We start from the raw sequence: 22,667 nt of genomic DNA, 5'->3' as shown, positions 1-22,667 counted from the left end.
GTACAGGGGTTTTCTGCGTTTCGGCTACCGTGGCAGACATGAACTACAAGATCCGTTCGATACGTGCCGACGAGTGGGCCGCGATGAAGGAACTGCGGCTTGTCGCCCTGCAGGATCCCGTCGCGCATCTCGCCTTCATGGAGACCTACGAGGCGGCGAAGGCCCAGCCGGACTCCTTCTACCAGGAGCGGGCCGTAGGGGCCGCCGAAGGTGCTGAAAAGGCTCAGCAGATCATTGCCGAGGGGCCGGACGGCGAGTGGGTCGGGACGGTGACCGTGCTTCTTGAGGAGGCCGGGACCGTCGACTGGGCCGGCTTCGCGGTCGAGCGGAAGCAGGGGCACATCGTCGGGGTGTTCGTACGCCCGGAGGTCCGGGGCATCGGACTGACCGAGGTGCTGTTCGACGCGGCCCTGGAGTGGGCCTGGGGACGCGGTGTCGAGCGGGTGCGGCTCATCGTGCACGAGGACAACGAACGGGCGCGACGGTTCTACGGCAAGGTCGGCTTCGTGCCCACGGGAGTCGTCGTGCCGCTGTCCGGCAAAGCGGACGAGCGGGAGCTGGAGATGGAGTTCGAGCGGCCGTAGCCGTGGAGTGCCGTAAGTCCTGGTGCTACACCGGCAGTTCGTGGTGCGGCCAGCGGGCCCTGGCCTGTTCCCGGGAGCGGAGGAGGGCCAGGGTGGGCAGGCCGCGGTCGGCTCCGGTGGCCAGGAGGTCGGGGAGTTGGGGGAGCGGGGCGACCGCGGCGACGTCGTCCAGGACGAGCGTCATTGGTGGGTCGAGGCGACCGGCCGATGACCGTTCGGCCATGTGCCGGCCGCGCTCGACCACGCTTGATGCGAGGGCGGTGAGCAGAGGCATCGCACCCGGGTTCGTACGGGGGTCCTCGATGGATTCACCTACCAGATAAAGCGTGCCCCCTTCGTTCGCGAAGGAATCCAAGGAGAGCGCGTCAGTTCTGTTGGGTGTGCAGGCTTCGCGGATGTTGACCGTGAAGAGGGAGGACAGTGCGCGGCTCGTCAACTCCTGGGCGATGTCCCGGCGTTCGGGGTGGGAGGTGAGCGCGGCTTCGAGTTCGCCTGCCGCGCCGGGGGCCGCCTTGGGGTTTGTACGGAGGGTTCGTACGGCGTCCTGGATCTGGGTGCCCTGGGACCAGCGGTGGACGTGGCGGATGGTGCGGCCGTCGATCGCGGCGGCGTGCAGATAGCTGCGGAGGAGTGTTTCGGCGGTGTCCGCCACCGCCTGGTCGATCTTCGCGGTGGGTTTTACGGGGGCGAGGAGGGCGGCGGCTCGTCTCACCGCGGTCTGTTTGTCCTCGCAGCCGGTGGTGGGGGACCAGTGGAGGCGGGCCGGGGTGTCGCAGAGGTGGGTGGGGTCGTAGAGGAGGACCGGGCCGAGTTTGGCTCGAGCGTCCTTGGTGTCCTGCCAGATGGTGGGGTTTGACGTGACGACGAGGGCGGGGCCTTCCGCGTCCCGTACGGCTTGGGTTGCGGTTGTTTGGCGGCTTTCCGGCGGTGCCACGAAAAGCCTTTCCCACCTACCCACCCGTTCACCGTTCATCGGAGAAGCTGAGGCCGAGGCGAGCGGCGGTGCGCTCGGCGTCTGTTCGATGACGGGCGTCGGCTGTGGCTCCGGTCTCGGTGCCGGTACTTCCTGAACTTCCGGTGACTGTACCGCGGTTCGGCCCCTCGCCCGTACCGCCCGCCATCTCGCCACCGTGCCCATCGTGAAGACGGTCAGGACGAACAGGACCATCAACTGGCCGATGAACAGGCCCCAGAAGAGGCCGTAGCCGGAGAGTTGGGCGGGTGGGGTCTCCGGCCAGGCGCCGGTGATGTCGTGCGGCTGGCCGATCAGGTGGCGCATGGCCAGGGGAGTGCGGGCGAAGGTGACGCCCGTGGGCCAGGCGCCCTTGGAGAACAGGGCTGCCAGGCCCGCGGCCGACCACACCAGCAGGGTCATGCCGAGGAGGAAGGCGAGCAGACCGATCAACAGGCCGTCGGGGATGCCTCCTCGGCGTTCCCGTTCTCGTTCCCGTTCGTCGTTCGGTCTCATCTCGCCTCTTCGCCTCTCACGCCACCGTGGACTCGGAGGAGCCGTCGAGATCGCTCAAGTGCTGTTCCATGAAGGCCGCCGCGCGTTCCTCCGCCTCCAACTCGGCTGCGCGCAGGGCGTCGTCGGTCAGTTCGCGGTCGTGGTCGCGGGAGGACTGGGTCATCGCGCGGTCGGTGAAGACGAGCGGGCGTTCCGTCTCGGTGATGAGGTGTTTGACCACCTGGACATTGCCGTTGACGTCCCACACCGCGATGCCGGGGGTGAGGGTCGGGATGATCTCCACCGCCCAGCGTGGTAGCCCCAACACCCGGCCCGTTGCGCGTGCTTCGTCCGCCTTCTGGGCGTAGATCGTTCGCGTCGAGGCCATCTTCAAAATCGCCGCTGCCTCCTTCGCCGCCGCTCCGTCCACCACGTCCGACAGGTGGTGGACCACCGCCACGAACGACAGGCCCAGTCGGCGGCCGAACTTCAGCAGGCGCTGGAAGAGTTGGGCCACGAAGGGGCTGTTGATGATGTGCCAGGCCTCCTCGACGAGGAAGATGCGCTTCTTCCGGTCGGGGCGGATCCAGGTGTGTTCCAGCCAGACGCCGACGATGGCCATCAGGATGGGCATGGCGATGGAGTTGCGGTCGATGTGGGACAGGTCGAAGACGATGAGCGGGGCGTCGAGGTCGATGCCCACCGTCGTCGGTCCGTCGAACATGCCTCGGAGGTCGCCGTCGACCAGGCGGTCGATGACGAGGGCCACGTCCAGGCCCCAGGCGCGTACGTCGTCTATGGCGACGTTCATCGCCTCGGCCGACTCCGGTTCCGGGTGCCGTAGTTGCTCGACGATGTCCATGAGGACGGGCTGGCGGTCGACGATCGTCTCGTTGACGTAGGCGTGCGCCACCTTCAGCGCGAAGCCCGAGCGTTCGTCGAGGCCGTGGCCCATCGCCACCTCGATGATCGTTCGGAGCAGGGCGAGTTGGCCTGTCGTCGTGATCGCGGGGTCGAGGGGGTTGAGGCGGATTCCCATGTCCAGGGCGGCTGTTGGGTCCAGGCGGATGGGGGTTATCCCCAACTCCTCCGCGATCAGGTTCCATTCGCCGACGCCGTCCTCGCCCTGGGCGTCCAGGACGACGACCTGGCGGTCGCGGAAGCGGAGTTGGCGTAGGACGTACGTCTTCTCCAGGGCCGACTTGCCGTTGCCGGACTCGCCGAGCACCAGCCAGTGGGGGGCGGGGAGTTGCTGGCCGTAGAGCTGGAAGGGGTCGTAGATGTAGCCCTTGCCGGAGTAGACCTCGCGGCCGATGATGACGCCCGAGTCGCCCAACCCGGGGGCGGCCGTGGGGAGATAGACCGCCTGGGCCTGGCCCGTCGAGGTGCGGACCGGGAGGCGGGTGGACTCGATCTTTCCGAAGAGGAAGGACGTGAAGGCGTCGGTGAGGACGGACAGCGGATCCCGCATCTGAGCCCTACCTCCGGATGCCGGTGGCGAACGGCAGTGTGTTCACAAACGCGCGGTGGTGCTCGCGGTCGCACCACTCCAGCTTCAGATACGACTTGCCGGCGGACGCCCTTATCGTGCGTTTGTCGCGCGCGAGGGCCTCCGGATTGCGGGAGGAGACGGTGATGTAGCCGACCAGGTTCACGCCGGCCGCGCCGCTCGCCAGGTCCTCGCCGCGCTGGTCCATACGGCCGTGGGCGGCGACGTCGCGGGGGTCGACGGTGCGGTTCATCTTGGCGGCGCGGGAGGCGTCGGCCTCGTCGTTGGTCTTCTCGGTCAGCATGCGCTCGATGGCGACCTCGGTGGGTTCGAGGTCCATCGTGACGGCGACCGTGCGGATGACGTCCGGGGTGTGGACGAGAAGGGGCGCCAGGAAGTTGACTCCTACCGGGGTCATCGGCCACTCCTTCACCCAGGCCGTGGCGTGGCACCACGGTTCGCGGGTGGACGACTCGCGGGTCTTCGCCTGGAGGAACGTCGGTTCCATGGCGTCGAGTTCGGCCGGCCAGGCGTTGCGCTTCGTCATCGCCTGGATGTGGTCGATGGGGTGGTCCGGGTCGTACATGGAGTGGATGAGCGAGGCGAGCCTGCCCTGCCCGAGCGGCTGCCGTACGCGGATGTCCGCCTCCTGCAACCGCGAGCAGATGTCGGTGAGTTCACGCGCCATGACGACCGCGAGCCCCGCGTCCCGGTCGAGCTTGCGGCCCGCCTGGGGGCGGGAGGCGCGGGCCATCGCGTGGGCCTCGGCGGAGAGTTCGCGGTTGAAGTGCATGCACGCGACGAGGTAGGCGCGGTGCTGCTCGCTGCTGGTGGACACCATCGACTGCAGCTGGTCGTACGACTGTTGCAGCCACGTCAGTGACTTCTCGTCGCCGCGCTGGGCGACGTCCTTGGCGTGGGCGTCCGGGTCGGCGGGGAGGGTGCGGGCGAGCATCTGGAGGCGGGTGACGAAGCCGTCGCCGTTCGCCACATGCTTGAGGAGGGTGCCGAAGCGGTCGACGAGGGCCTCCTGGTCCTCGCTGTCGCGCAGGCCGACGCCCGGGCCCTCGATCTCGATCGCGGCGGTGACCGTACGGCGGTCGGCGTGCAGGAGTACGGCGATCTCGTCCGGGCCGAAGGGGGCGGCCAGCCAGTTGATGCGGCCGATCCCCGGAGGCGGGCCGATCTCCACCTCGCGGCCGTCGAGGTGGACACCGGCCTCCATGACGGAGGAGCGGTACGCCGTGCCGTTGCGCAGGGTGCGCTTGTAACTGCGGTTGATCTCGAACCACTTGTAGAACGTACGGCGCTTGTACGGCACGTAGACCGCCATCAGCGCCAGCATCGGGAAGCCCGTCAGCAGCACGATGCGGAGGGACAGGACCGGGACGAGGAGCCCGCACATCATGCCGAGGAACGCGCCCACGATGATGAGCGCGATCTCGCCGGTCTCACGATTCTTGCCGACGATCGCGTTCGGCCGTGCCCGGCCGATCAGATATGTCCGGCGGGGCGTGATCGGATGGGACAGGTGGGACTCTGTCGTCAACGCCCTTCACCTCCCGTGCGGTTGTTGCGGGCGTTGCTGGCGTGCGGGGTGTTCGCCGGGCTCTGGCGGGGCGGGGGCGCGGAGGTGGGGACTGCTCCGCCGCCGCCCGAGGGGCGGCTGCTGTGGGCGGCCACGCCGCCGGAGACCGGGTTGGACGGGCGGGCGCCGCCGGAGGACTGGCCGCCGCCTCCGCCGTCGTTCGTGCGGGCGCTGTGGGTCTTGATGCCCTGGGCGACCATGGTGGCCGGGGAGCTGATGACCGCGGCGGCCTTGCCCTCGGCGCCCTGCATGATGCGGTTGTTGCGGCCGTTGGCGATCTCGTCGCCGAAGCCGGGGACGAAGCGGTAGATCATCGCGCTGGCGAAGATGGCCAGCAGGATGATGGCGAGGCCGGAGACGACGGCGGAGAACGAGTCCGGGCCGTCGGCGGAGGACAGCGCGCCGGCGAGGCCGAGCACGATGACGATGACCGGTTTCACCAGGATCACCGCGATCATGATGCCCGCCCAGCGGCGGACGTGGCCCCACAGGTTCTTGTCGACGAGGCCCGCGTAGACGACGGTGCCGAGGAGGGCGCCGACGTAGAGGAGGGCGGCGCGGATGACGAGCTCCAGCCAGAGGACGCCGGCGGCGAGGATGCTGACCAGGGAGACGACGATCAGCATGATCGGGCCGCCTCCGATGTTGTCGCCCTTGGCGAGGGCGCCGGAGAAGGTGCCGAAGAAGGTGTCGGTCTGGTTGCCGGTCGTCTTCGCGAGGACGTCCGTGACGCCGTCCGTGGCGGAGACGACTGTGTACAGGATCAGGGGTGTGAACGCGGAGGCGATGACGGTGAGCCAGAGGAAGCCGACGGCCTCGGAGATCGCGGTGGTGAGGGGGACACCTCGGACCGCGCGCTTCGCTACCGCGAGGAGCCACAGGAGGAGGGTGAGGATGGTGGACGCGGCGAAGACGACTGCGTACTGCTGAAGGAACCTGTTGTTCGTGAAGTCGACGTTCGCGGTGTCCTTGACGGCGTCGCTGAGCTTGTCGATCGTCCAGGAGGCGGCTTCGGCGCAGCCTTTGGCGAGGGAGGAGAGGGGGTCCGTGCTGTCGGTGACACTGGGGGTGCTGGTGGAACCGCTGCCGGCGTTGCCGCGTTCGCAGTACTTCTTGGCCTCGCCGACGATGGCGCTGCAGTCGACGCTCGGGGACGGGGAGGCCGACGGTGAGGTGGACGGGCTGGGGGTCGCAGCGACGGCATGGGTGGCCAGCAGCACCAGCGACGTCTGTACGGTCGTCACGATTCCGGCGAGCCGGAGCACGCGTTGCGGGTTACCGGGCATACGTGAACCCTCCGTACTCGTCGATGGCCTTGCTGATCTCGTCCGAGGTGGCGGCCGTGTCGTCGCCGGGTACCGGGGCTGGGCCGTCCTTCTGGGAGTCCGTGGCGATCTTCCAGTCGCCGTCGGACCACTGGAGGTCGAAGGTCCAGGTCTTCCAGGAGGTCGTGACGGGGTCGGTCGAGGTCTGCCCGGCCATGCCCAGGAGTCCCACGTACCAGACGGCGACCTTCGCGCTGGTGTCGCTGTACTGCTGGGCGGTCGTGCCCACCGGGATCACCCGGGAGACGAACGTGCTGCCGGTCGGTGCGTTGCCGTTGGCGTCCAGGCCCAGTTTGCTGAGGAAGTCGGCCGAGTAGGCCCGGTCCATCGGAGCCGTCAACTTGCCCGCGGCACCGGCGGTGTAGAGAGAGTTCACCAGGGTGTGCCGGATTTCCTTCTGGAACATGCCGGTCGAACCCAGCGCCACGGAGTAGTTCGCCGCCGCCGACTGCGCTCCTTGTCGGGTGCGCGCGAACCCGGAGGGAATCCCCCCGGTCTTCGTCTCCACCGGCTTGGTCCCGCTCGCCGCCGTCGAGGCCGAGTCCGGTTGTGAACCGCTGTTGGTGCTTTCGGAGTTCGACGATGATGTGCCGTCGCCGCGGTTCGCGAAGGCGATGGCTGCGATGAGGAGGACGACTACTCCGACGACCGTCACCAGGCTTCTGGAGGAGGACCGGCCGCCTCTGCGGGCGCCGCCGTAGACGTCGCCCGCGGTCTGGGGGTAGCGGGTGCGGGTCTGGCCGGTGCCGCCGTAACCGCCGGAGGTCTCGTGCTCGTCTCCGGAACTCATGCCGGGTACGCCCCTTCGCCGTCGTCCAGAAACATCTGGAAGTACGACGGTAGCCGTGCTGGTTCCCGCGCGGGCGCGGTGTGGTGACTCGACATCAGGGAAACGCAACCTCAGCCGGTGGGCGCGACGGGCGGGTGGGGTGGGGAGTGAGGCGGTCGAGTCCGGCGGCTATACGGCCATGCCGTACACGATCGTGAAGAGGGTGCCTAGGGAGCCGATGATGAAGACCCCGGTCAGCCCGGCGATGATGAGGCCCTTGCCCTGTTCCGCGCTGAACGTGTCGCGGAGCGCCGTCGCGCCGATGCGCTGTTTGGCCGCACCCCATACGGCGATTCCGAGACAGAGCAGGATGGCGACCGCCATCACCACCTCGATCATCACCTTGGCCTCGTTGCCCAGGCTGCCGAAGGGGCCCCAGTCCGGAGCGATCCCGCCGATGATGGTGTTGATGTCTCCCTTGTCGGCCGCAAAGAGCATGTAAGTCACCGCCCCTGGTGGGTAGTTCCGCATCCCCTGCAGGTGCGCAGAGGTCAGGCATCATTGTCGCCGACAATGCCGCCGACGTATGTCGACTTGGCGTCATTGGTTGGCGAGTTTCGTACGAATACTACGTACGGTCACTCTGTGTATCACGGTAGGTAACGCCGGGCAACGAGGCCTGGGCGGAACCTGTGCGTGGTTCGGTCGTTAGCCCCTGATTATCGAGTTGCTCGTGCTGATGTTCTCATGATGAACGGGCCGCGGCTGGATGCCGCGGCCCGTTCTCTCATGCCACGTGTGGCCCCCACGACCCACGGTGGCATGACATGTGACTGTGGATCAGATCAGAGCCGAACAGAGTGGGGGTGCGCTCGGTCGGCCTTAGTTCGCGAAGGCCGAGATGCCTTCCGGGGTGCCCCAGCCGGTCGGGCCGTCGTAGCCGGTCTCGGCGGTGCAGAAGTAGGCCGTGGTGCAGGAGCCGTTGTAGCCGCTCGTCACGTCGTTGAGGGACGAGGTGCCCGCGTAGTCGTAGGGGTACTGCGCCGGGTAGGTGCCGCTGGCCGGGGTGCCGGCGAGGGCGTAGACGCCGGCGATGATCGGGGCGGAGACGCTGGTGCCGCCGAAGGTGTACCAGCCGGCGGTGACGCCGTAGGAGTCGTAGACCGAGACGCCGGTGGCGGGGTCGGCGACGGCGGAGACGTCGGACTCCATGCGCTTGGTGCAGCCGGTGTCGGTCTGCCAGGTGGGCTTGGCGTCGTAGGCGGAGCAGCCGGAGCCGGTGCCCTCGGTGCTGGAGGTGCGCCAGACGGCCTCGGTCCAGCCGCGGGTGGTGGAGGAGGTGGAGAGCTTGGTGCCGCCGACGGCCGTCACGTACCGGGAGGTCGCCGGGTACTCGGCGCCGTAGGCGCTGTCACCGGAGGAGACGGTGATGGCCACGCCCGGGTGGTTGTAGTACGAGGTGTCGTACGACGTCTGGGACGAGGACTCCGAGCCGCCGTAGGAGTTCGACACGAACTTGGCGCCCAGGGTCACGGCCTCGTTCTCCGCCGTGCCGAGGTTGGCGTAGCTGGCGCTGGTGGCCTCGACGAGGGTGATGTTGCACAGCGGGCAGATCGCGCTCGCCATGTCGAGGTCGAGGGAGATCTCCTCGGACCAACCCGCGTCGCTGGAAGGCAGCGAGGTCGTCGAACCCGTCTGGCTGACCTTCTTGAAGCAGCCGTTGGCCGTGGTGCAGGCCGAGAGGCCGTAGTACGAGCGGTAGGTCGCGAGGTCGGCCTCGGCGTTGGGGTCGTTGTAGGCGTCGACGATCGCGATGGTCTCGCCGGAGCCGTTGGAGGCGGCGGCGGAGGTGAGGCCGTAGGCCGAGCGGAGGTTGGTCGGGCTGTAGCCGGAGGGGGTTGTCGCGTCGGCGGCCTTGGGGGTGATGCCGGTCTTCGCGGCCTGCATCTTCTGGAAGGCGGTGAGGCCGCCGGTGACGCGGTAGGACTTGCAGGTGAGATCGCCCGTGTGCTTGGGGGTCGCACAGGGGGTCGCGGCGTAGGTCACCGCGGTGGAGGTGGTGGCGCCGGCTGCCGCGTCGGCCTGTACGGCGGTGCCGAGGCCGGTGAAGACGAGTGCGGCGGTGGCTACGGCGGCGGACCCTATGCGGCGCCATCTACCGTGCGTGTGGGGGGAGTTGGGGGTCGTGGTACGCAAGGTGCAGCCTCCTGAGTCGGTGGAACAGGGGCGGTGCGGGTGCGTGTCGCCGGTGCGGTTTCCCCGGCGGTGGGGGGCGGCCCGCGATGACCATCTCTTGTTGAGTACGCGACAACAAGAGGCTGCTGGAATCCTGACTTCCGGCTTACCGAACAGGGTCTGGCTCTTTACCAAACCCACAGGTTTTTCATGGGAGTTGGGGACTGCCAGGGGCCTGGGAGACGGCGAACGGGCCGCGGCTGGTTGCCGCGGCCCGTTGCCATTTGCTCCGCCGAGGGGACCCCACGTCCCCCTCTGCCGGCGGCTCCCCGTGACCCGACGGGGAGGCTCTGCGGGAGTGCCTCAGCCGGTGAAGGCGGAGACGCCCTCCGGGGTGCCCCAGCCGGTCGGGCCGTCGTAGCCCGACTTCGCGGTGCAGTAGTACGACGTGGAGCAGGTGCCGTTGTTGCCGCTGGTCACGTCGTTCAGGGCGGAGGTGCCGGCTGCCGCGTAGGGGTAGGAGGCCGGGTAGTCGCTGCTGCCGGGGGTGCCGGCCAGGGCGTAGACCGAGGCGATGATCGGGGACGAGGCGCTGGTGCCGCCGTAGGTGCCCCAGCCGGTGCCGTCGGCGCCGTAGGTGTCGTAGACCGAGACGCCGGTGGCGGGGTCGGCGACGGCGGAGACGTCGGAGATCATGCGCTTGGTGCAGGTGGCGTCGGTCTGCCAGGTGGGCTTGGCGTCGTACGCCGAGCAGCCGGAGCCGGTGCCCTCGGTGCTGCTGGTCTTCCAGACGCTCTCGGTCCAGCCACGGGAGTTGGAGGAGGTGGAGAGCTTGGTGCCGCCCACGGCGGTGACGTAGCGCGAGCCGGCCGGGTACTCGGCGCCGTAGGCCTCGTCGCCCGCGCTCGCGGTGATCGCGACGCCCGGGTGCTTGTAGTACGAGGTGTCGTACGTCGTGTCGGAGGAGGACTCCGAGCCGCCGTAGGAGTTGGAGACGAACTTGGCGCCCAGCTTGACGGCCTCGTTCACCGCGGTGCCGAGGTTGGCGTCGCTCGCGGACTTGGCCTCGACCAGGAGGATGTTGCAGTTCGGGCAGGTCGCGCTGACCATGTCGAGGTCGAGGGACTCCTCGCCGGCCCAGCCGCTGTCGGCGGAGGGGAGGGAAGTCGTCGAGCCGGTCTGGCTGACCTTCTTGAAGCAGCCGTTGGCGACCGTGCAGGCCGAGAGGCCGTAGTACGAGCGGTAGGTCGCGAGGTCGGCGGCGGCGTTCGGGTCGTCGTAGGCGTCGACGATCGCGACGGTCTGGCCGGAGCCGTTGTCGGCGGCCGCGTCGGCGAGGCCGTAGGCGGACTGGATGTCCGAGGGGCCGTAGCCGGTGGGGTCGTCGGTGGCGGCCTTCGGGGAGATGGTCTTGGGCGTGACGCCCTTCAGGGCGGCCTGCTTCTCCATGAAGGCGGTGGTGCCGCCGGTGACACGCAGTGCGTTACACGCGGCGAAGCCCTTCTTCGGGGTGGCGCCGCAGGCGGCCTTCTCGTACTGGACGTGGGCCTTGGCGACCTGTGCGGCGATCGTCTTGGCGCTCACTTTGTGTGAGGTGGTGGTGGTGGCGCTCGCGTGGGCCGCGGTGCCGAGGCCGGCGATCAGGAGCGCGGCGGTCGCGGCGGCGGCAGAACCGATTCTTCGCCAGTTGCCGCGTATGTGGGGGGAGTTTGGGGGTGACGTACGCAACGTACAGCCTCCAGAGAGAGGTGGGCAGAGGCCTGCGGGTGGGGGATCCACCGGTGAGGTTCCCGGTGGGGGCGGCGGCCCGTGACGACCTTCCCTTGTTGAGTACGTGACAACAAGAAGGGTTCCGGAGTTCTGACTTCCGCGTTACTCAAGGGGGTTGGGGGATTGCTGATCAATGGCGCCGGGATGGCACGGCAATGGCCCGGGCTTGACTCTCTCCACGGAAAATCCACAGCGTGACGCGCGTTGACCCGCGTCGGAGAGGGGTGCTGGAAGTGCGCTGGAAGTGGGCTAGAAGTGGGCGAGGATCTGGCGCAGGGGGTGGCCGAACGCGGTGGTGACGGAGGCCAGTTCGTCCTCGGTGAGCCATCCCCGGTTCGGGTACAGGACTTCGATCCTGAAGCTCGCGAAGCCCATCGGCCAGTCGTAGACGAGGTCGTTGAGCGATGTCTCGGCGCCGCAGCAGGGGACCGTGACCAGGAGGGTGGCGAAGTCCTCGTCGTAGCGCTCCTGGACGGCCTCGCCCCACCAGCCGTCGGAGTCCGCGCCGCAGTGCGGGCAGTGGACCGTCTTCAGGTTCGCGCCGCAGTGGACCATCTCGACGGTGTCGTGCCACCGGGCCGACAGGCCGCGGCGGGCGTCGGCGTCGGGGAGCAGGGCGGACAGGGCGGCTGTGGCGTGGTTCGCGGCGGCGCGGTCGGGGTGCCAGTGCGGGTCGGCCGGGATCACCGTCAAGTAGTTGTCGCTCACTGCTCGCTCACTGCTCGTTCACCGCTCGCTCTCGCGGGGCTTGAGGCCGTTCAGCAGATGGTGGACGAGCGTCGGGATGCCGGCGACCGCGGCCTCCGGGGTGAGGGTGCCCTGGGCCGCGAAGGAGGCCGTGCCGTGCAGGGCGGCGCCGACCACCAGGCTCACCGTCCAGGCGTCGCCGGGGACGATCTCACCGCGCTCCTGGGCGTCGGAGATGATCCGCACGAACGGGACCGTCGTGCTCTCCACGGCCGCGATCAGCTGCTCGGAGATGTCCGGGTCGTGCTTGCGGGTGTACATGACCTCGAGCAGCTCGGCGTTGGACGCGGCGAAGTGGACGTAGGCCTTCGCCAGCGCGACGAGGCGGTCCTCCAGTGGTGCCTGCGCGTCGTCGGTGTCGTTCAGCAGCCGGGCCATGCGCTCGAAGCCGGACAGGGCCAGCGCGTCGACGAGGGCCTGCTTGTCCTTGAAGTGGCGGCCGGGGGCGGCATGGCTGACCCCGATGTCCCGGGCGAGCTCACGCAGGGACAGGGCCGCGACGCCCTTCTCCAGCAGGGTGCGCTCCGCGCTCGCGAGCAGGGCTGAGCGCAGGTCTCCGTGGTGATAGGGGCGTACAGGCATGCGAACCATCGTATCCCGATGTAGACGGCGGCAGCATTGTTGCTGCCGACATCATTGTTGTCATTGACAGCATTGTAGTCGTTGCCTACATTGGGGAGCATGGACAACACGGACAAGACCATCAGTGGCAAGGGCCCCGGCAAGGCCGCCAAGTGGGACGCGAGCCGGATCCCCGATCTCTCCGGCCGGACGGCGGTCGTCACCGGCGCCAACAGCGGTATCGGCTTCGCGGCCGCAGCCGAGCTGGCCCGCGCGGGCGCGCACGTCGTGTTCGCCGTACGGGACCCGGAGCGCGGGCGGGCCGCGGCGGCGAAGGTGGGCGGCAGCACCGAGGTGCGGCGGCTGGACCTCGCGGACCTGGCGTCCGTGCGGGAGTTCGGCGAGGCGTGGGACGGCCCGCTGGACCTGCTCATCAACAACGCGGGCGTGATGATGCTCCCCGAGGGGCGCACCCGGGACGGCTTCGAGACGCAGTTCGGCACCAACCACCTGGGCCACTTCGCCCTCACGAACCTGCTGCTCCCGTACATCACCGACCGCGTGGTGACCGTCTCCTCCGGAGCGCACAGGATGGGCGACGGCTACATCCACTTCGAGAACCTGAACCTCGACGGGATCTACGGCCCCCAGCGCGCCTACTCCCAGTCCAAGCTGGCCAACCTGCTGTTCACGCTCGAACTCCAGCGCAGGCTGGCCGCCTCGGGCTCACGCGTCCGGGCGCTGGCGGCCCACCCGGGCTGGGCGGCGACCAACCTCCAGAGCCATACGGCGAACCCGGTCGGCCGCGCGCTGATGGCCGTGGGCAACAGGGTCCTGGCCCAGGACGACAAGGGCGGCGCCCTGCCGACGCTCTACGCGGCGACCCAGGACCTGCCGGGCGCGAGCTACGTCGGCCCGAGCGGACTGGGCGAGATGCGCGGGGCGCCGACGCTGGTGGGGCGCAGCCCCGAGGCGAGTGACGTGCAGGCGGCGGGGCGGCTGTGGACGGCTTCGGAGGAGCTCACCGGGGTGCGGTTCTCGGTGGGGGCCGTGGCGTAACAGTCAGGTGGGCTCAACTCCAGCTGCGTGCCTCGGCGTTGAAGACGGCCGGGTCGCTGTGCACCGGCAGGACGCACAGGAGGTGGCCGCCGGGCGCGCGCAGGGTGCGGCACTCCAGCCAGCGGGAGACCGGGGTCGCGCCCAGCGCGAGCAGGCGGGCGGTCTCCGCCTCCACGTCGTCGGTCTCGATGTCGATGTGGAAGCGCGGGTTGGGATCGTCGACCGCCTGAACCGCCGTCACCAGACCGGGGATTGCCTCGTGCAGGCTGGTGAACTGCTCCTCCGAGGGGACCGGTGCGGCGGGGGCGCCGAGGGCCGCCGACCAGAAGGCCGCCGCGGCGGCGGCCTCCGGCCCCGGGGTGTCGATCAGCAGGGCGAAGACGCGGGTTCTATGCATCTGGCCCGTTTTCAGGAGTGGTTGCTTCCTCCACGCCCTCCACACCTTCCACGAAGTGGTCGAACTCGCCTGCCTGGACGCCCAGTACGAAGGCGTCCCACTTGCGGCGGTTGGTGGTGACCACGTTCTCCGGGTCGCTGGTCTCGCGGATGTAGACCGGGGCCTCGCCGTCGTCCCCCGCGCCGAAGGCGATCTCGATCCAGGGGCCGGGTCCGGTGGCGTCCGGCGGGGCGGCGCGTTCCCAGGTGAGGTCGGGCGGGATGTCGGACACGGGAGATTCCTCTTTCTGGAGCCGGGGCGGCATCGAGTATCGCTCAGGGGGCAGAAGAGACGGGAGGACAGTACGGTGGACTGACCGCCGAACGAAGCGCCGAACGAGTCATTGCACGAGCCGTTCACAGCGAAATCTCAGCAAACGTCGACGTCCTTTCTCACCTTCGTGGGACAAAGTGGGGGCCGATGAAGCGCAGCTCACGCATCTCCCGTTCCGCTCGCCTCGCGGGCAACCGCCGGTACGCGCTGTTCGTCGCCGTGGTGACGCTGGCCCTGACCTCGGCGTCCGTGGCGACCGCCGACGACGGCCCCGGGCCCTTCGGCGTGACCACCGTGACCGAGGTGAACAAGGAGAGCCTCCGCGTCGGAGCCCTGTTCGGCGCGGCCCATGCCACCAGCCTGGCCGGCGGCCACCACTGCACCGCGTCCGTGGTGCACAGCGCCGGGCACAACCTCATCGTCAGCGCGGCCCACTGCCTGGACGGCGACCCCGGCGACGTGTTCGTACCCGGCTACCGGGACGGCAGGGCGCCGTACGGGGTGTGGAAGGTCGTACGGCGGATCCTGCCGGACGGGTGGAACCAGGGGCAGGCCGAGGACAGCGACATCGGCTTCGCCACGGTCGCAGAGGTGGATGGTAAGAACATCGAGGACGTGGTCGGCGCCGACCGGTTCGCCACCGGGATGGCCACCGGGGCCACCGCCGTGACCATCACCGGCTACCCCTCCGCGACCGACCAGCCCATCACCTGCACCAACAAGCCCACCCAGCACAGCGCCACCCAGCAGCGCATCGACTGCCCGGGCTTCACCGGCGGCACCAGCGGCAGCCCCTGGGTGAACGGCGACCAGCAGGTCGTGGGCGTCATCGGCGGACACGAACAGGGCGGACTGACGCCCGATATCTCCTACAGTGTCGTGCTCGGGAAAGAAGCGGCCGAGTTGTACAAGGACGCCACGAGCGACCCGTAATAAGGGCCGCCGCACCTCCCGCTCCGCTCGCTGAATACGCGTCACATCCGGCGGAAACACAGCGAAATGCCGCCACCCTGCCCCGAAATGGCCTTGAACAGGGCTGACATGGGGGAGGGTTGAGCCGTGCGAAAAGTATGGGTGATCGGTGGGGTCGCGGCCGGGCTCGGGCTCAGCTTCGTGATGCTGCTCGTCGTCGGGGTCTACCTCGTCGCCGGGAACCTCGTCAACGGAGCCGGCGGCGGCAGCGTCTCGCTCGCCAAGGGCGCGGTACCGGCGGCCTATTCGTCACTCGTGCAGAAATGGGGCAACCTCTGCTCCGCCCTCAACCCCGCACTGCTCGCCGCCCAGCTCTACCAGGAGAGCGGCTTCAACCCGAACGCGAAGAGCCCCGCGAAGGCCGAGGGAATAGCGCAGTTCATCCCCGGCACCTGGGCCACGCACGGCATCGACGGCAACGGCGACGGCGTCCGCAACGTATGGGACCCGAACGACGCGATTCCGTCCGCGGCGACCTACGACTGCCAGCTCGCCGCCGATGTGAAGAGCGTGCCGGGCAACCAGACCGAGAACATGCTCGCCTCGTACAACGCGGGCGCGTACGCCGTCATCAAGTACCAGGGTGTGCCGCCGTACGCGGAGACCAGGAACTACGTGAAGACGATCACGTCCCTGGAGCAGAGCTTCGCCGCGCCCGTCAGCCGGGTCGACCCCTCCCAGCAGGCCGCCACCGCCATCACCTACGCCCAGAGCAAGCTCGGCACCCCCTATCTGTGGGGCGGGAACGGCACCGCCGACCAGGACGGGCGCTTCGACTGCTCGGGGCTGACCAAGGCCGCGTTCGAGAGCGCGGGCATTACGCTGCCACGCGTTGCGAACGACCAGTACAACGCGGGACCGCATCCCCAGCGGGCCGAATTGCTGCCGGGAGATCTGGTGTTCTTCTCGGACGACCTCACCAATTCCCGCGCCATCCGGCATGTGGGGATTTATGTCGGCGGCGGATACATGATCGACGCGCCCCGGACGGGTGCTGTGATCCGTTTCGACCCTATTGACACCCCTGATTACTTCGGCGCCACCAGAGTCACCGAAGATGGCGCGAAAGCGCTCCCCACGACGGTGTGAACCGAGCGTGAACCCACCCCCTGAGCTGCGGCGATGAGTCTCTCTTCGATAACGTCTGAGTGATCATTCGGTGGAGTGTGGAACGTATCAAGTGAGGCCGTGCGTTCCTGTTGCAGTAATGCGCACGAGAGGTGCGCCCGGAACGACGACGAAGGAGCCGCAGCACCATGGCTGTACTCGCCGAATCCGGGTCGAACCCCGACGTCGATCTGCTCTACGACATCAATGGCCTCGCCAAGGACGCGCCGCACTGGCTCGACCGGGTCGTGGAGTTCGTCGGTGAGTACGGACTGCTCGTCGCCATGGTGCTGCTCGTGGTGTGGTGCTGGTGGTCCGTGCGGCGGCGAGCCGACGAGGACGCCGCCCAGTCCGTCGCCGCGCTCGTCTGGACTCCGCTGGCCGCGGCGATCGCCGTACTTGTGAACGTGCCCATCCGCGGGTTCGTGGAGCGGCCCCGCCCCTTCCTCGACCACACCGGCATCGACGTCCTCGTCCCCGGGAAGACCGACTACTCCTTCGTGAGTGATCACGCCACGATCACCATGGCGATGGGCGTCGCGCTGTTCGTCGCGAACCGGCGGTTCGGGCTGCTGGGGATCGGGCTCGCGCTGGTGGAGGGGTTCTGCCGGGTCTATATGGGCGTGCACTATCCGACCGACGTGATCGGTGGGTTCGCGCTCGGGACGGCTGTGGCTCTTCTGCTGTCCCCGCTGGCGATGGCGCTGCTTACGCCTGTGCTGAAGGCGGTTGAGGGGTCGGCGTGGGGTGCGTGGTTGGTGCGGTCCGGTGCTGCGCGTCGGTTGGCCCGGGACGCGGTGATCCCGGGGGCGCGGTCGGAGACTTCGGGGACTGAGGAACGGGACCTGGCTGCGTAAGCGTGGGTGCTTTGTCGTCTGTAGGCGCGTGGGGGCTGGGCGCGCCCACGCGGCGGAGCCGCACATAGACACAGCCCCGCGCCCCTGAGGGGCGCCCTGCAGAACTGCCTGCTTACAAGCCCTGTGGGTAGCTGAAGAAGTGATTCGGGTCGTACTGCTTCTTCAACGTCGTCAGGCGGGTTGCCGCGTCGCCGTAGTACGCCTTGCGCCAGTTGGTGAGGGTGGGGTCGGTGTAGTTCTGGTAGGCGGCGCCGGAGGCGTACGGCTTCATGGCGGTGTGGAAGCGGGTCAGCCAGGACTGGGCGGCCGCGCCCGCGGTGCCGGCCGGCCAGGAGACGAGGTACTGGGCCAGCATGCGGGAGCGGCGGTGCACGAAGGCCGTCGCCGTGGGGGAGACGCGGTTGACCGCGCCGCCCAGGGCTGTCAGCGCGATGTCGCCGTTGCCGCTGACCGATCGCATCTGCGCCAGCATCGTCTGGATGCCCGCGTCGGATATCGAGCGGTCGAAGAAGTCGGAGCGGCCGGTGTAGGTCTCCCTGGACAGGGCGCCCTGCGGGTTGCGGCCCGGGGTCGTACCCGGGAGGTGGCACTGGGCGTCCGTCGAGAAGGACGAGCAGCCCGCGTAGGCGTTCATCGACTCCTCGTACGTGTGCCGCCTGAGCGAGACGCTCGACGCGTTGCCGCCGACCAGGTGGGCCAGCTTGTCGACCGCGTTCTGGAGTTCGTTGTAGGTGCCGAGGGAGAAGGCGGCGACGGAGACCTTGGGGGTGCCGCCGGGTGTGTTCGAGAGGTGGCAGGACGACCAGATCTCGTCGGGCTGGTCGGGGCCCCACTCCTGCCAGGCCTTCACCACGGCCGCCGCCATCGACGACGGCCAGGTCAGGTAGCCCGATACGGCCTGGGGCGCGGGGTGGGTCTTGAACTGCAGCTCGGTGACGACGCCGAAGTTGCCGTTGCCGGCGCCGCGCAGCGCCCAGAACAGGTCCTTGTTCTCGCTCGCGTTGGCGATCAGCTGCTTGCCGTCGGCGGTGATCAGGGTGGCCTGGGTGAGGCTGTCGCAGGTCAGGCCGTACGCCCGGGAGACCACGCCGTGGCCGCCGCCGAGGGTGAGGCCGGAGACGCCGACCGTGGGGCAGGAGCCGGCGGGGATGGTCACGCCCTTCGCGGCGAGACTCCGGTACACGTCGATGAGCTTCGAGCCTGCGCCGACGACCGCGGTGGAACCGCTCGCGCGGATCTTGTTCAGCTTCGACACGTCGACGATCAGCCGGTTGTCGCCGGAGGACCAACCGGCGTAGGAGTGGCCGCCGTTGCGGATCGCGACCTTGATGCTGTGGGCGCGGGCGTAGGAGAGGACGGAGCGGATGTCGTCGGCGTTCGCGACATAGGCCACCGCGGCCGGCTTCAGGTTGTCGAAGCGGGTGTTGTAGAGCTGGTGGGCCGTCTTCCAGGAGGCGTCGCCGGGGCGGACCAGGGTGCCGTCCAGGTCCCGGGCGAGGGCGGTCCAGTTGGCCGCGGCGGCGGGCAGCCTGCCGGTGCCGGTCGTCTTGGCGGCGTTGGCCACGGTGGACGTGTCACCACTGCCGATGCCCAGGCTGCCGCCGCTGCATCCGGCCGTGGCCACCGCCGCTATCGCGGCCGCGCCGCCGCCTATGAACGTACGCCGTTCCATTTCGCCTCCTGTGGGGATTCCGTGAGATGAGATACGTCCGGCGCCCCACAAGTTCTCGCGCTCATGTCACGGGTTCGGAACAGACGGGTTCGGAACAGACAGGTGCCCCGCGGCGTCCGTTCTGGCCTGGCTTCTCGCCCGTCTCGCAGGACCGCGCCAGCCGCACACGCACCGGCCGAAGCAGAAAGGTCCCTGCTCGACGAGTGTCGTGCGGTGTTCCGGATGTTCGGGGGGAGCCGCCAGGCTGTCCTGCTGTGCCACTCCGACAACGTTACCGAGGTTCCGTAAAGGGTTCGTATGGCGGCCGGAAGTCGTTGTACCCGGCCCGGATCCGCGTGACGGGGCCACCTGCCCGCTCGTTAGGCGGGGCGACAGGGGGCCCGTGACGACGTACCGGGGGTACGGCAGCGATGGAGGAGCGGCAGCGCAGGCGCACCGGTGGGGCGGTGGTCGCGGCGGGACTCGTGGTCGGGGTCTGTGTCGGGGCCGGTGGGTGCGGCGGTGGCGACGGGGCGGCCACGGCGGACGCGCGCGGTGGCGGGGACGCGGTCGCGGTGGTGCGGCGCGCGGCCGACACCCTTGTCGCGGCGGGGAGTTCACAGGCCCGTACGTCCATGGAGATGGCCACCGGCGGCACCCGCGTGACCATCCGCGGCGCGGGCGGCTACGACTTCCGCCGCCAACTGGGCCGACTCACCGTGCAGTTGCCGCAGGACCCGGCCGGGGCCAGCGAGCACCGGCCGATCACCGAACTCCTCGCGCCAGGCGCCCTGTTCATGAAGAACCGGGGTGCCGGGGTGCCCGCCGACAAGTGGGTACGGGTCGACACCGGGACGCTGTCCGACGGCAACCTCGTGACCGGCGGGGCCACCGACCCGTACGCCGCCGCCGAGGTGCTGCGCGGGACGACGGCGGCGACGTATCTGGGGAAGACGGAGGTGGCCGGGGCCCTGGTGCGTCACTATCGGGGGGTCGCCGATCTCTCCGTCGCCGCGCGGAGCGCTTCGGAGGGGAACGCGGCGGCTCTGCGGTCGGCGGCGAAAGGGTTCGCCACCGCCCGGGTGCCCTTCGACGTCTACCTCGACGACCAGGGGCGCGTCCGCAAGGTCCGCCAGCGGTTCAGCTTCGTCAACGGGCAGCGCCGCAGCACCGTGGCGGTCGCCTCGACGACGCTGCTGTACGACTTCGGGGCCCCCGTGGACGTACGGCTTCCGGCGTCGAAGGACATCTATGCCGGGCAGATCGCCGAGAAGTGACCTGATCCGATCGGTGACGAGTCGGTGTGAGAACTAGCCCGTCCGTGCCATGCGCGGTGTGTAGACCGCTCCCTACTCTAGGAAGTCGGTGACGGCAGAGAAGAGGTGACGCACGTGGCTCCGGTCGGCGGTACGGCAGTTCAGGACCACGTGGCACTCGCCGAGATCGAGCTGTGCGGAGACCTGATCATCGCGGCCTCGGCCGCCCAGGACCGGCTCAGCCTGGAGAGCATCGACGAGGTGCTGAAGGTGGCCGAGGAGCGGGACGCCTCCAGCAGGCCGTAGGTACTAGGTACGGAGAAGTCGGGCGATCGCCTTTGTCGCCTCTTCGACCTTCGCGTCGATCTCCGCGCCTCCCTTGACGGCGGCGTCGGCGACGCAGTGGCGCAGGTGCTCCTCCAGGAGCTGCAGCGCGAACGACTGCAGGGCCTTCGTGGAGGCGGACACCTGGGTGAGTATGTCGATGCAGTAGACGTCCTCGTCGACCATGCGCTGCAGTCCGCGGATCTGGCCCTCGATCCGGCGCAGCCGCTTGAGGTGCTCGTCCTTCTGCTTGTGGTAACCATGCGTCACCGGTGCTTGAGGCGATTCGTGGGCCGTTCCGCTGGCCGGTTCGGAGGGCGCTGCCGCCGCGTCGGCCTCGGTGGTCGTCATCGCGTCCGTCGCGTCCATCACGTCCTCCAGACATATACCCCTAGTGGGTATATCGTAACGAACTTTGCTGGGTATAGGGCCCTTGGTACGCCCCCGTGCGGATCACTGTGCCTGATGGGCGACACTGGGGGACGGCCCATTAGCCGTGGCCGGATGATGCACTTAGCATCAGCCTGACCGAAACCGATGCATCCCGAGGACCCCTTGTGCGCTTTCGTCTGACCCCCAGGGAGACGAGCTTCTACGACATGTTCGCCGCGTCCGCGGACAACATCGTCACGGGCTCGAAACTCCTCATGGAACTGCTCGGGGCGGACACCGCCGGCCGGGCCGAGATCGCAGAGCGTATGCGGGCCGCTGAACATGCCGGTGACGATGCCACGCACGCGATCTTCCACCAGTTGAACTCCTCCTTCATCACGCCCTTCGACCGCGAGGACATCTACAACCTCGCTTCCTGCCTCGACGACATCATGGACTTCATGGAGGAGGCCGTCGACCTGGTCGTCCTCTACAACGTGGAGGAACTGCCCAAGGGCGTCGAGCAGCAGATCGAGGTACTGGCGCGGGCGGCGGAGCTCACTGCCGAGGCCATGCCGAACCTGCGCACGATGGACAACCTCACCGAGTACTGGATCGAGGTCAACCGGCTGGAGAACCAGGCCGACCAGATCCACCGCAAGCTGCTGGCCATGCTCTTCAACGGCAAGTACGAGGCCATCGAGGTGCTCAAACTCAAGCAGATCGTGGATGTGCTGGAGGAGGCGGCGGACGCGTTCGAGCACGTGGCGAACACGGTGGAGACCATCGCCGTCAAGGAGTCCTGACCTCTCCATGGACACCTTCGCTCTGGTCGTGACCATTCTGGTCGCGCTCTTTTTCACGTACACGAACGGTTTTCACGACTCCGCCAACGCCATCGCTACGTCGGTTTCGACGCGGGCGCTGACTCCGCGTGCGGCGCTGGCGATGGCCGCGGTCATGAATCTCGCGGGCGCGTTTCTCGGTTCCGGGGTCGCCAAGACGGTGAGTGAGGGGCTGATCGAGACGCCCGAGGGGTCGAAGGGGATGGGGATCCTCTTCGCCGCGCTGATCGGTGCGATCACCTGGAACCTGATCACCTGGTACTTCGGGCTGCCGTCCTCGTCCTCGCACGCGCTGTTCGGCGGGATGGTGGGGGCCGCGCTGGCCGGCGGTACGGATGTCATCTGGCACGGGGTCGTCGACAAGGTCATCATCCCGATGTTCGTGTCGCCGGTCGTCGGGCTCGTCGCCGGTTATCTGGTGATGACCGCGATCATGTGGATCTTCCGGAAGGCCAATCCGCACAAGGCGAAGCGGGGATTCCGGATCGCGCAGACCGTCTCCGCGGCCGGCATGGCTCTCGGGCACGGGCTCCAGGACGCGCAGAAGACCATGGGTGTCGTGGTGATGGCCCTGGTGATCTCCGGGCATTCGACCTACGGCGATCCGATCCCGGTGTGGGTGAAGATCGTCTGCGCGCTGATGCTGTCGCTGGGGACGTACGCGGGTGGGTGGCGGATCATGCGGACGCTGGGGCGGAAGATCATCGAGTTGGATCCGCCGCAGGGGTTTGCCGCCGAGACGACGGGGGCGGCGATCATGTTCACGACCGCTTATCTCTTCAAGGCGCCGGTTTCCACGACGCATGTGATCACCTCGGCGATCATGGGGGTCGGGGCGACGAAGCGGGTGAACGCGGTGCGGTGGGGTGTTGCGAAGAACATCGTGATGGGGTGGTTCATTACGATGCCGGCGGCTGCGGTGGTCGCTGCGTGCTCGTTCTGGGTTGTGAACCTCGCGTTTCTGTAGCGGGGGTTTTGCCCACCCGCCCGCCCGACTCGGTGGGTTGAGACGGTGCCGTAAAGGCAACCACCCGGGCTACGCCCGGGACCTTTTCCCACC

At 68.6% G+C, this 22,667-nt stretch carries 23 protein-coding genes; 9 read left to right on the top strand and 14 right to left on the bottom strand.

All coding sequences use genetic code 11. The features are described from left to right. Positions 1-38 precede the first annotated feature (38 nt). A complete protein-coding gene (locus JHN45_RS36145) occupies positions 39-584 on the top strand; it encodes a GNAT family N-acetyltransferase (protein ID WP_200717733.1) in 546 nt (181 codons plus the stop codon). A gap of 25 nt (positions 585-609) precedes the next feature. Here JHN45_RS36145 and JHN45_RS36140 read toward each other — a convergent pair whose 3' ends face one another. The 10 genes from JHN45_RS36140 to JHN45_RS36095 all read right to left on the bottom strand — a co-directional run bounded on the left by JHN45_RS36140 (position 610) and on the right by JHN45_RS36095 (position 12,476). Next, on the bottom strand, positions 610-2,052 hold the full coding sequence (locus JHN45_RS36140) for a type VI secretion protein (protein ID WP_201053621.1): 1,443 nt from the start codon (positions 2,050-2,052) through the stop codon (positions 610-612). Between the two features lie 16 nt (positions 2,053-2,068). Further along, on the bottom strand, positions 2,069-3,502 hold the full coding sequence (locus JHN45_RS36135; protein ID WP_019073677.1) for an ATP-binding protein: 1,434 nt from the start codon (positions 3,500-3,502) through the stop codon (positions 2,069-2,071). Positions 3,503-3,509: 7 nt separating this feature from the next. Beyond that, complete coding sequence (locus JHN45_RS36130) at positions 3,510-5,069, bottom strand: SCO6880 family protein (RefSeq protein ID WP_200717512.1); 1,560 nt, start codon at positions 5,067-5,069, stop codon at positions 3,510-3,512. Beyond that, the gene (locus tag JHN45_RS36125) at positions 5,066-6,394 is read right to left on the bottom strand and encodes a hypothetical protein (protein ID WP_201053619.1); all 1,329 of its coding nucleotides are present in this window, start codon (positions 6,392-6,394) and stop codon (positions 5,066-5,068) included. The genes JHN45_RS36130 and JHN45_RS36125 overlap by 4 nt, the downstream gene beginning before the upstream one ends. After that, positions 6,384-7,223, bottom strand: a complete 840-nt coding sequence (locus JHN45_RS36120) for a hypothetical protein (protein ID WP_201053617.1) — start codon at positions 7,221-7,223, stop codon at positions 6,384-6,386. Before JHN45_RS36120 ends, JHN45_RS36125 begins: the two co-directional genes overlap by 11 nt. 168 nt (positions 7,224-7,391) lie before the next feature. Then, positions 7,392-7,700 (bottom strand): hypothetical protein, encoded by a 309-nt coding sequence (locus JHN45_RS36115; protein ID WP_014673544.1) that lies wholly within the window; start codon positions 7,698-7,700, stop codon positions 7,392-7,394. Positions 7,701-8,084: 384 nt separating this feature from the next. Continuing rightward, complete coding sequence (locus JHN45_RS36110) at positions 8,085-9,398, bottom strand: S53 family peptidase (protein WP_201053615.1); 1,314 nt, start codon at positions 9,396-9,398, stop codon at positions 8,085-8,087. A gap of 342 nt (positions 9,399-9,740) precedes the next feature. Continuing rightward, positions 9,741-11,105, bottom strand: a complete 1,365-nt coding sequence (locus JHN45_RS36105; protein WP_200714901.1) for a S53 family peptidase — start codon at positions 11,103-11,105, stop codon at positions 9,741-9,743. 291 nt (positions 11,106-11,396) lie between these two features. Further along, complete coding sequence (locus JHN45_RS36100) at positions 11,397-11,855, bottom strand: hypothetical protein (protein ID WP_200714902.1); 459 nt, start codon at positions 11,853-11,855, stop codon at positions 11,397-11,399. 18 nt (positions 11,856-11,873) lie between these two features. Then, positions 11,874-12,476, bottom strand: a complete 603-nt coding sequence (locus tag JHN45_RS36095) for a TetR/AcrR family transcriptional regulator (protein ID WP_200714903.1) — start codon at positions 12,474-12,476, stop codon at positions 11,874-11,876. A 99-nt stretch (positions 12,477-12,575) separates the two neighbouring features. Between JHN45_RS36095 and JHN45_RS36090 the strand changes: the two genes are divergently transcribed. After that, entirely contained in the window at positions 12,576-13,514 is a 939-nt protein-coding gene (locus tag JHN45_RS36090) for an oxidoreductase (RefSeq protein WP_200714904.1), read from the top strand. 13 nt (positions 13,515-13,527) lie between these two features. Here JHN45_RS36090 and JHN45_RS36085 read toward each other — a convergent pair whose 3' ends face one another. Beyond that, positions 13,528-13,911: a VOC family protein gene (locus JHN45_RS36085; protein WP_201053614.1), complete on the bottom strand. Its 384-nt coding sequence runs from the start codon at positions 13,909-13,911 to the stop codon at positions 13,528-13,530. Beyond that, positions 13,904-14,182 (bottom strand): DUF397 domain-containing protein, encoded by a 279-nt coding sequence (locus tag JHN45_RS36080; RefSeq protein ID WP_200714906.1) that lies wholly within the window; start codon positions 14,180-14,182, stop codon positions 13,904-13,906. Before JHN45_RS36080 ends, JHN45_RS36085 begins: the two co-directional genes overlap by 8 nt. Before the next feature lie 188 nt (positions 14,183-14,370). On the opposite strand from JHN45_RS36080, the gene JHN45_RS36075 reads away from it, so the two are divergent. The 3 genes from JHN45_RS36075 (at position 14,371) to JHN45_RS36065 (ending at position 17,159) form a co-directional block, all read left to right on the top strand. After that, the gene (locus JHN45_RS36075; RefSeq protein ID WP_200714907.1) at positions 14,371-15,156 is read left to right on the top strand and encodes a serine protease; all 786 of its coding nucleotides are present in this window, start codon (positions 14,371-14,373) and stop codon (positions 15,154-15,156) included. A 183-nt stretch (positions 15,157-15,339) separates the two neighbouring features. Next, positions 15,340-16,284: a bifunctional lytic transglycosylase/C40 family peptidase gene (locus JHN45_RS36070; RefSeq protein WP_234469142.1), complete on the top strand. Its 945-nt coding sequence runs from the start codon at positions 15,340-15,342 to the stop codon at positions 16,282-16,284. A gap of 167 nt (positions 16,285-16,451) precedes the next feature. Next, positions 16,452-17,159, top strand: a complete 708-nt coding sequence (locus tag JHN45_RS36065; protein WP_200714909.1) for a phosphatase PAP2 family protein — start codon at positions 16,452-16,454, stop codon at positions 17,157-17,159. A gap of 112 nt (positions 17,160-17,271) precedes the next feature. Here the strand turns inward: JHN45_RS36065 and JHN45_RS36060 are convergent, their stop codons facing one another. Continuing rightward, positions 17,272-18,831 carry an FAD-binding oxidoreductase gene (locus tag JHN45_RS36060; protein ID WP_201053612.1) on the bottom strand — a complete coding sequence of 520 codons (1,560 nt, stop codon included), beginning with the start codon at positions 18,829-18,831 and terminating at the stop codon, positions 17,272-17,274. 410 nt (positions 18,832-19,241) lie between these two features. On the opposite strand from JHN45_RS36060, the gene JHN45_RS36055 reads away from it, so the two are divergent. Together JHN45_RS36055 and JHN45_RS36050 are read left to right on the top strand one after the other, a co-directional pair. Beyond that, positions 19,242-20,087 (top strand): hypothetical protein, encoded by an 846-nt coding sequence (locus JHN45_RS36055; protein WP_201053610.1) that lies wholly within the window; start codon positions 19,242-19,244, stop codon positions 20,085-20,087. A gap of 105 nt (positions 20,088-20,192) precedes the next feature. Further along, positions 20,193-20,372, top strand: coding sequence for a hypothetical protein (locus tag JHN45_RS36050; RefSeq protein WP_200714912.1), 180 nt, complete (start codon positions 20,193-20,195; stop codon positions 20,370-20,372). Between the two features lie 3 nt (positions 20,373-20,375). Here the strand turns inward: JHN45_RS36050 and JHN45_RS36045 are convergent, their stop codons facing one another. Then, positions 20,376-20,741, bottom strand: a complete 366-nt coding sequence (locus JHN45_RS36045; protein ID WP_234469143.1) for a metal-sensitive transcriptional regulator — start codon at positions 20,739-20,741, stop codon at positions 20,376-20,378. A gap of 206 nt (positions 20,742-20,947) precedes the next feature. Here JHN45_RS36045 and JHN45_RS36040 point away from each other — a divergent pair, with 206 nt between their 5' ends. After that, positions 20,948-21,568 (top strand): DUF47 domain-containing protein, encoded by a 621-nt coding sequence (locus tag JHN45_RS36040; RefSeq protein WP_026151758.1) that lies wholly within the window; start codon positions 20,948-20,950, stop codon positions 21,566-21,568. Between the two features lie 7 nt (positions 21,569-21,575). Next, positions 21,576-22,574, top strand: coding sequence for an inorganic phosphate transporter (locus JHN45_RS36035; RefSeq protein ID WP_200714913.1), 999 nt, complete (start codon positions 21,576-21,578; stop codon positions 22,572-22,574). Positions 22,575-22,667: the final 93 nt, after the last annotated feature.

This window comes from Streptomyces sp. MBT53 (assembly GCF_016654115.1).
Classification (GTDB): domain Bacteria; phylum Actinomycetota; class Actinomycetes; order Streptomycetales; family Streptomycetaceae; genus Streptomyces.
This window is presented reverse-complemented; position numbering and strand designations above follow the sequence as displayed.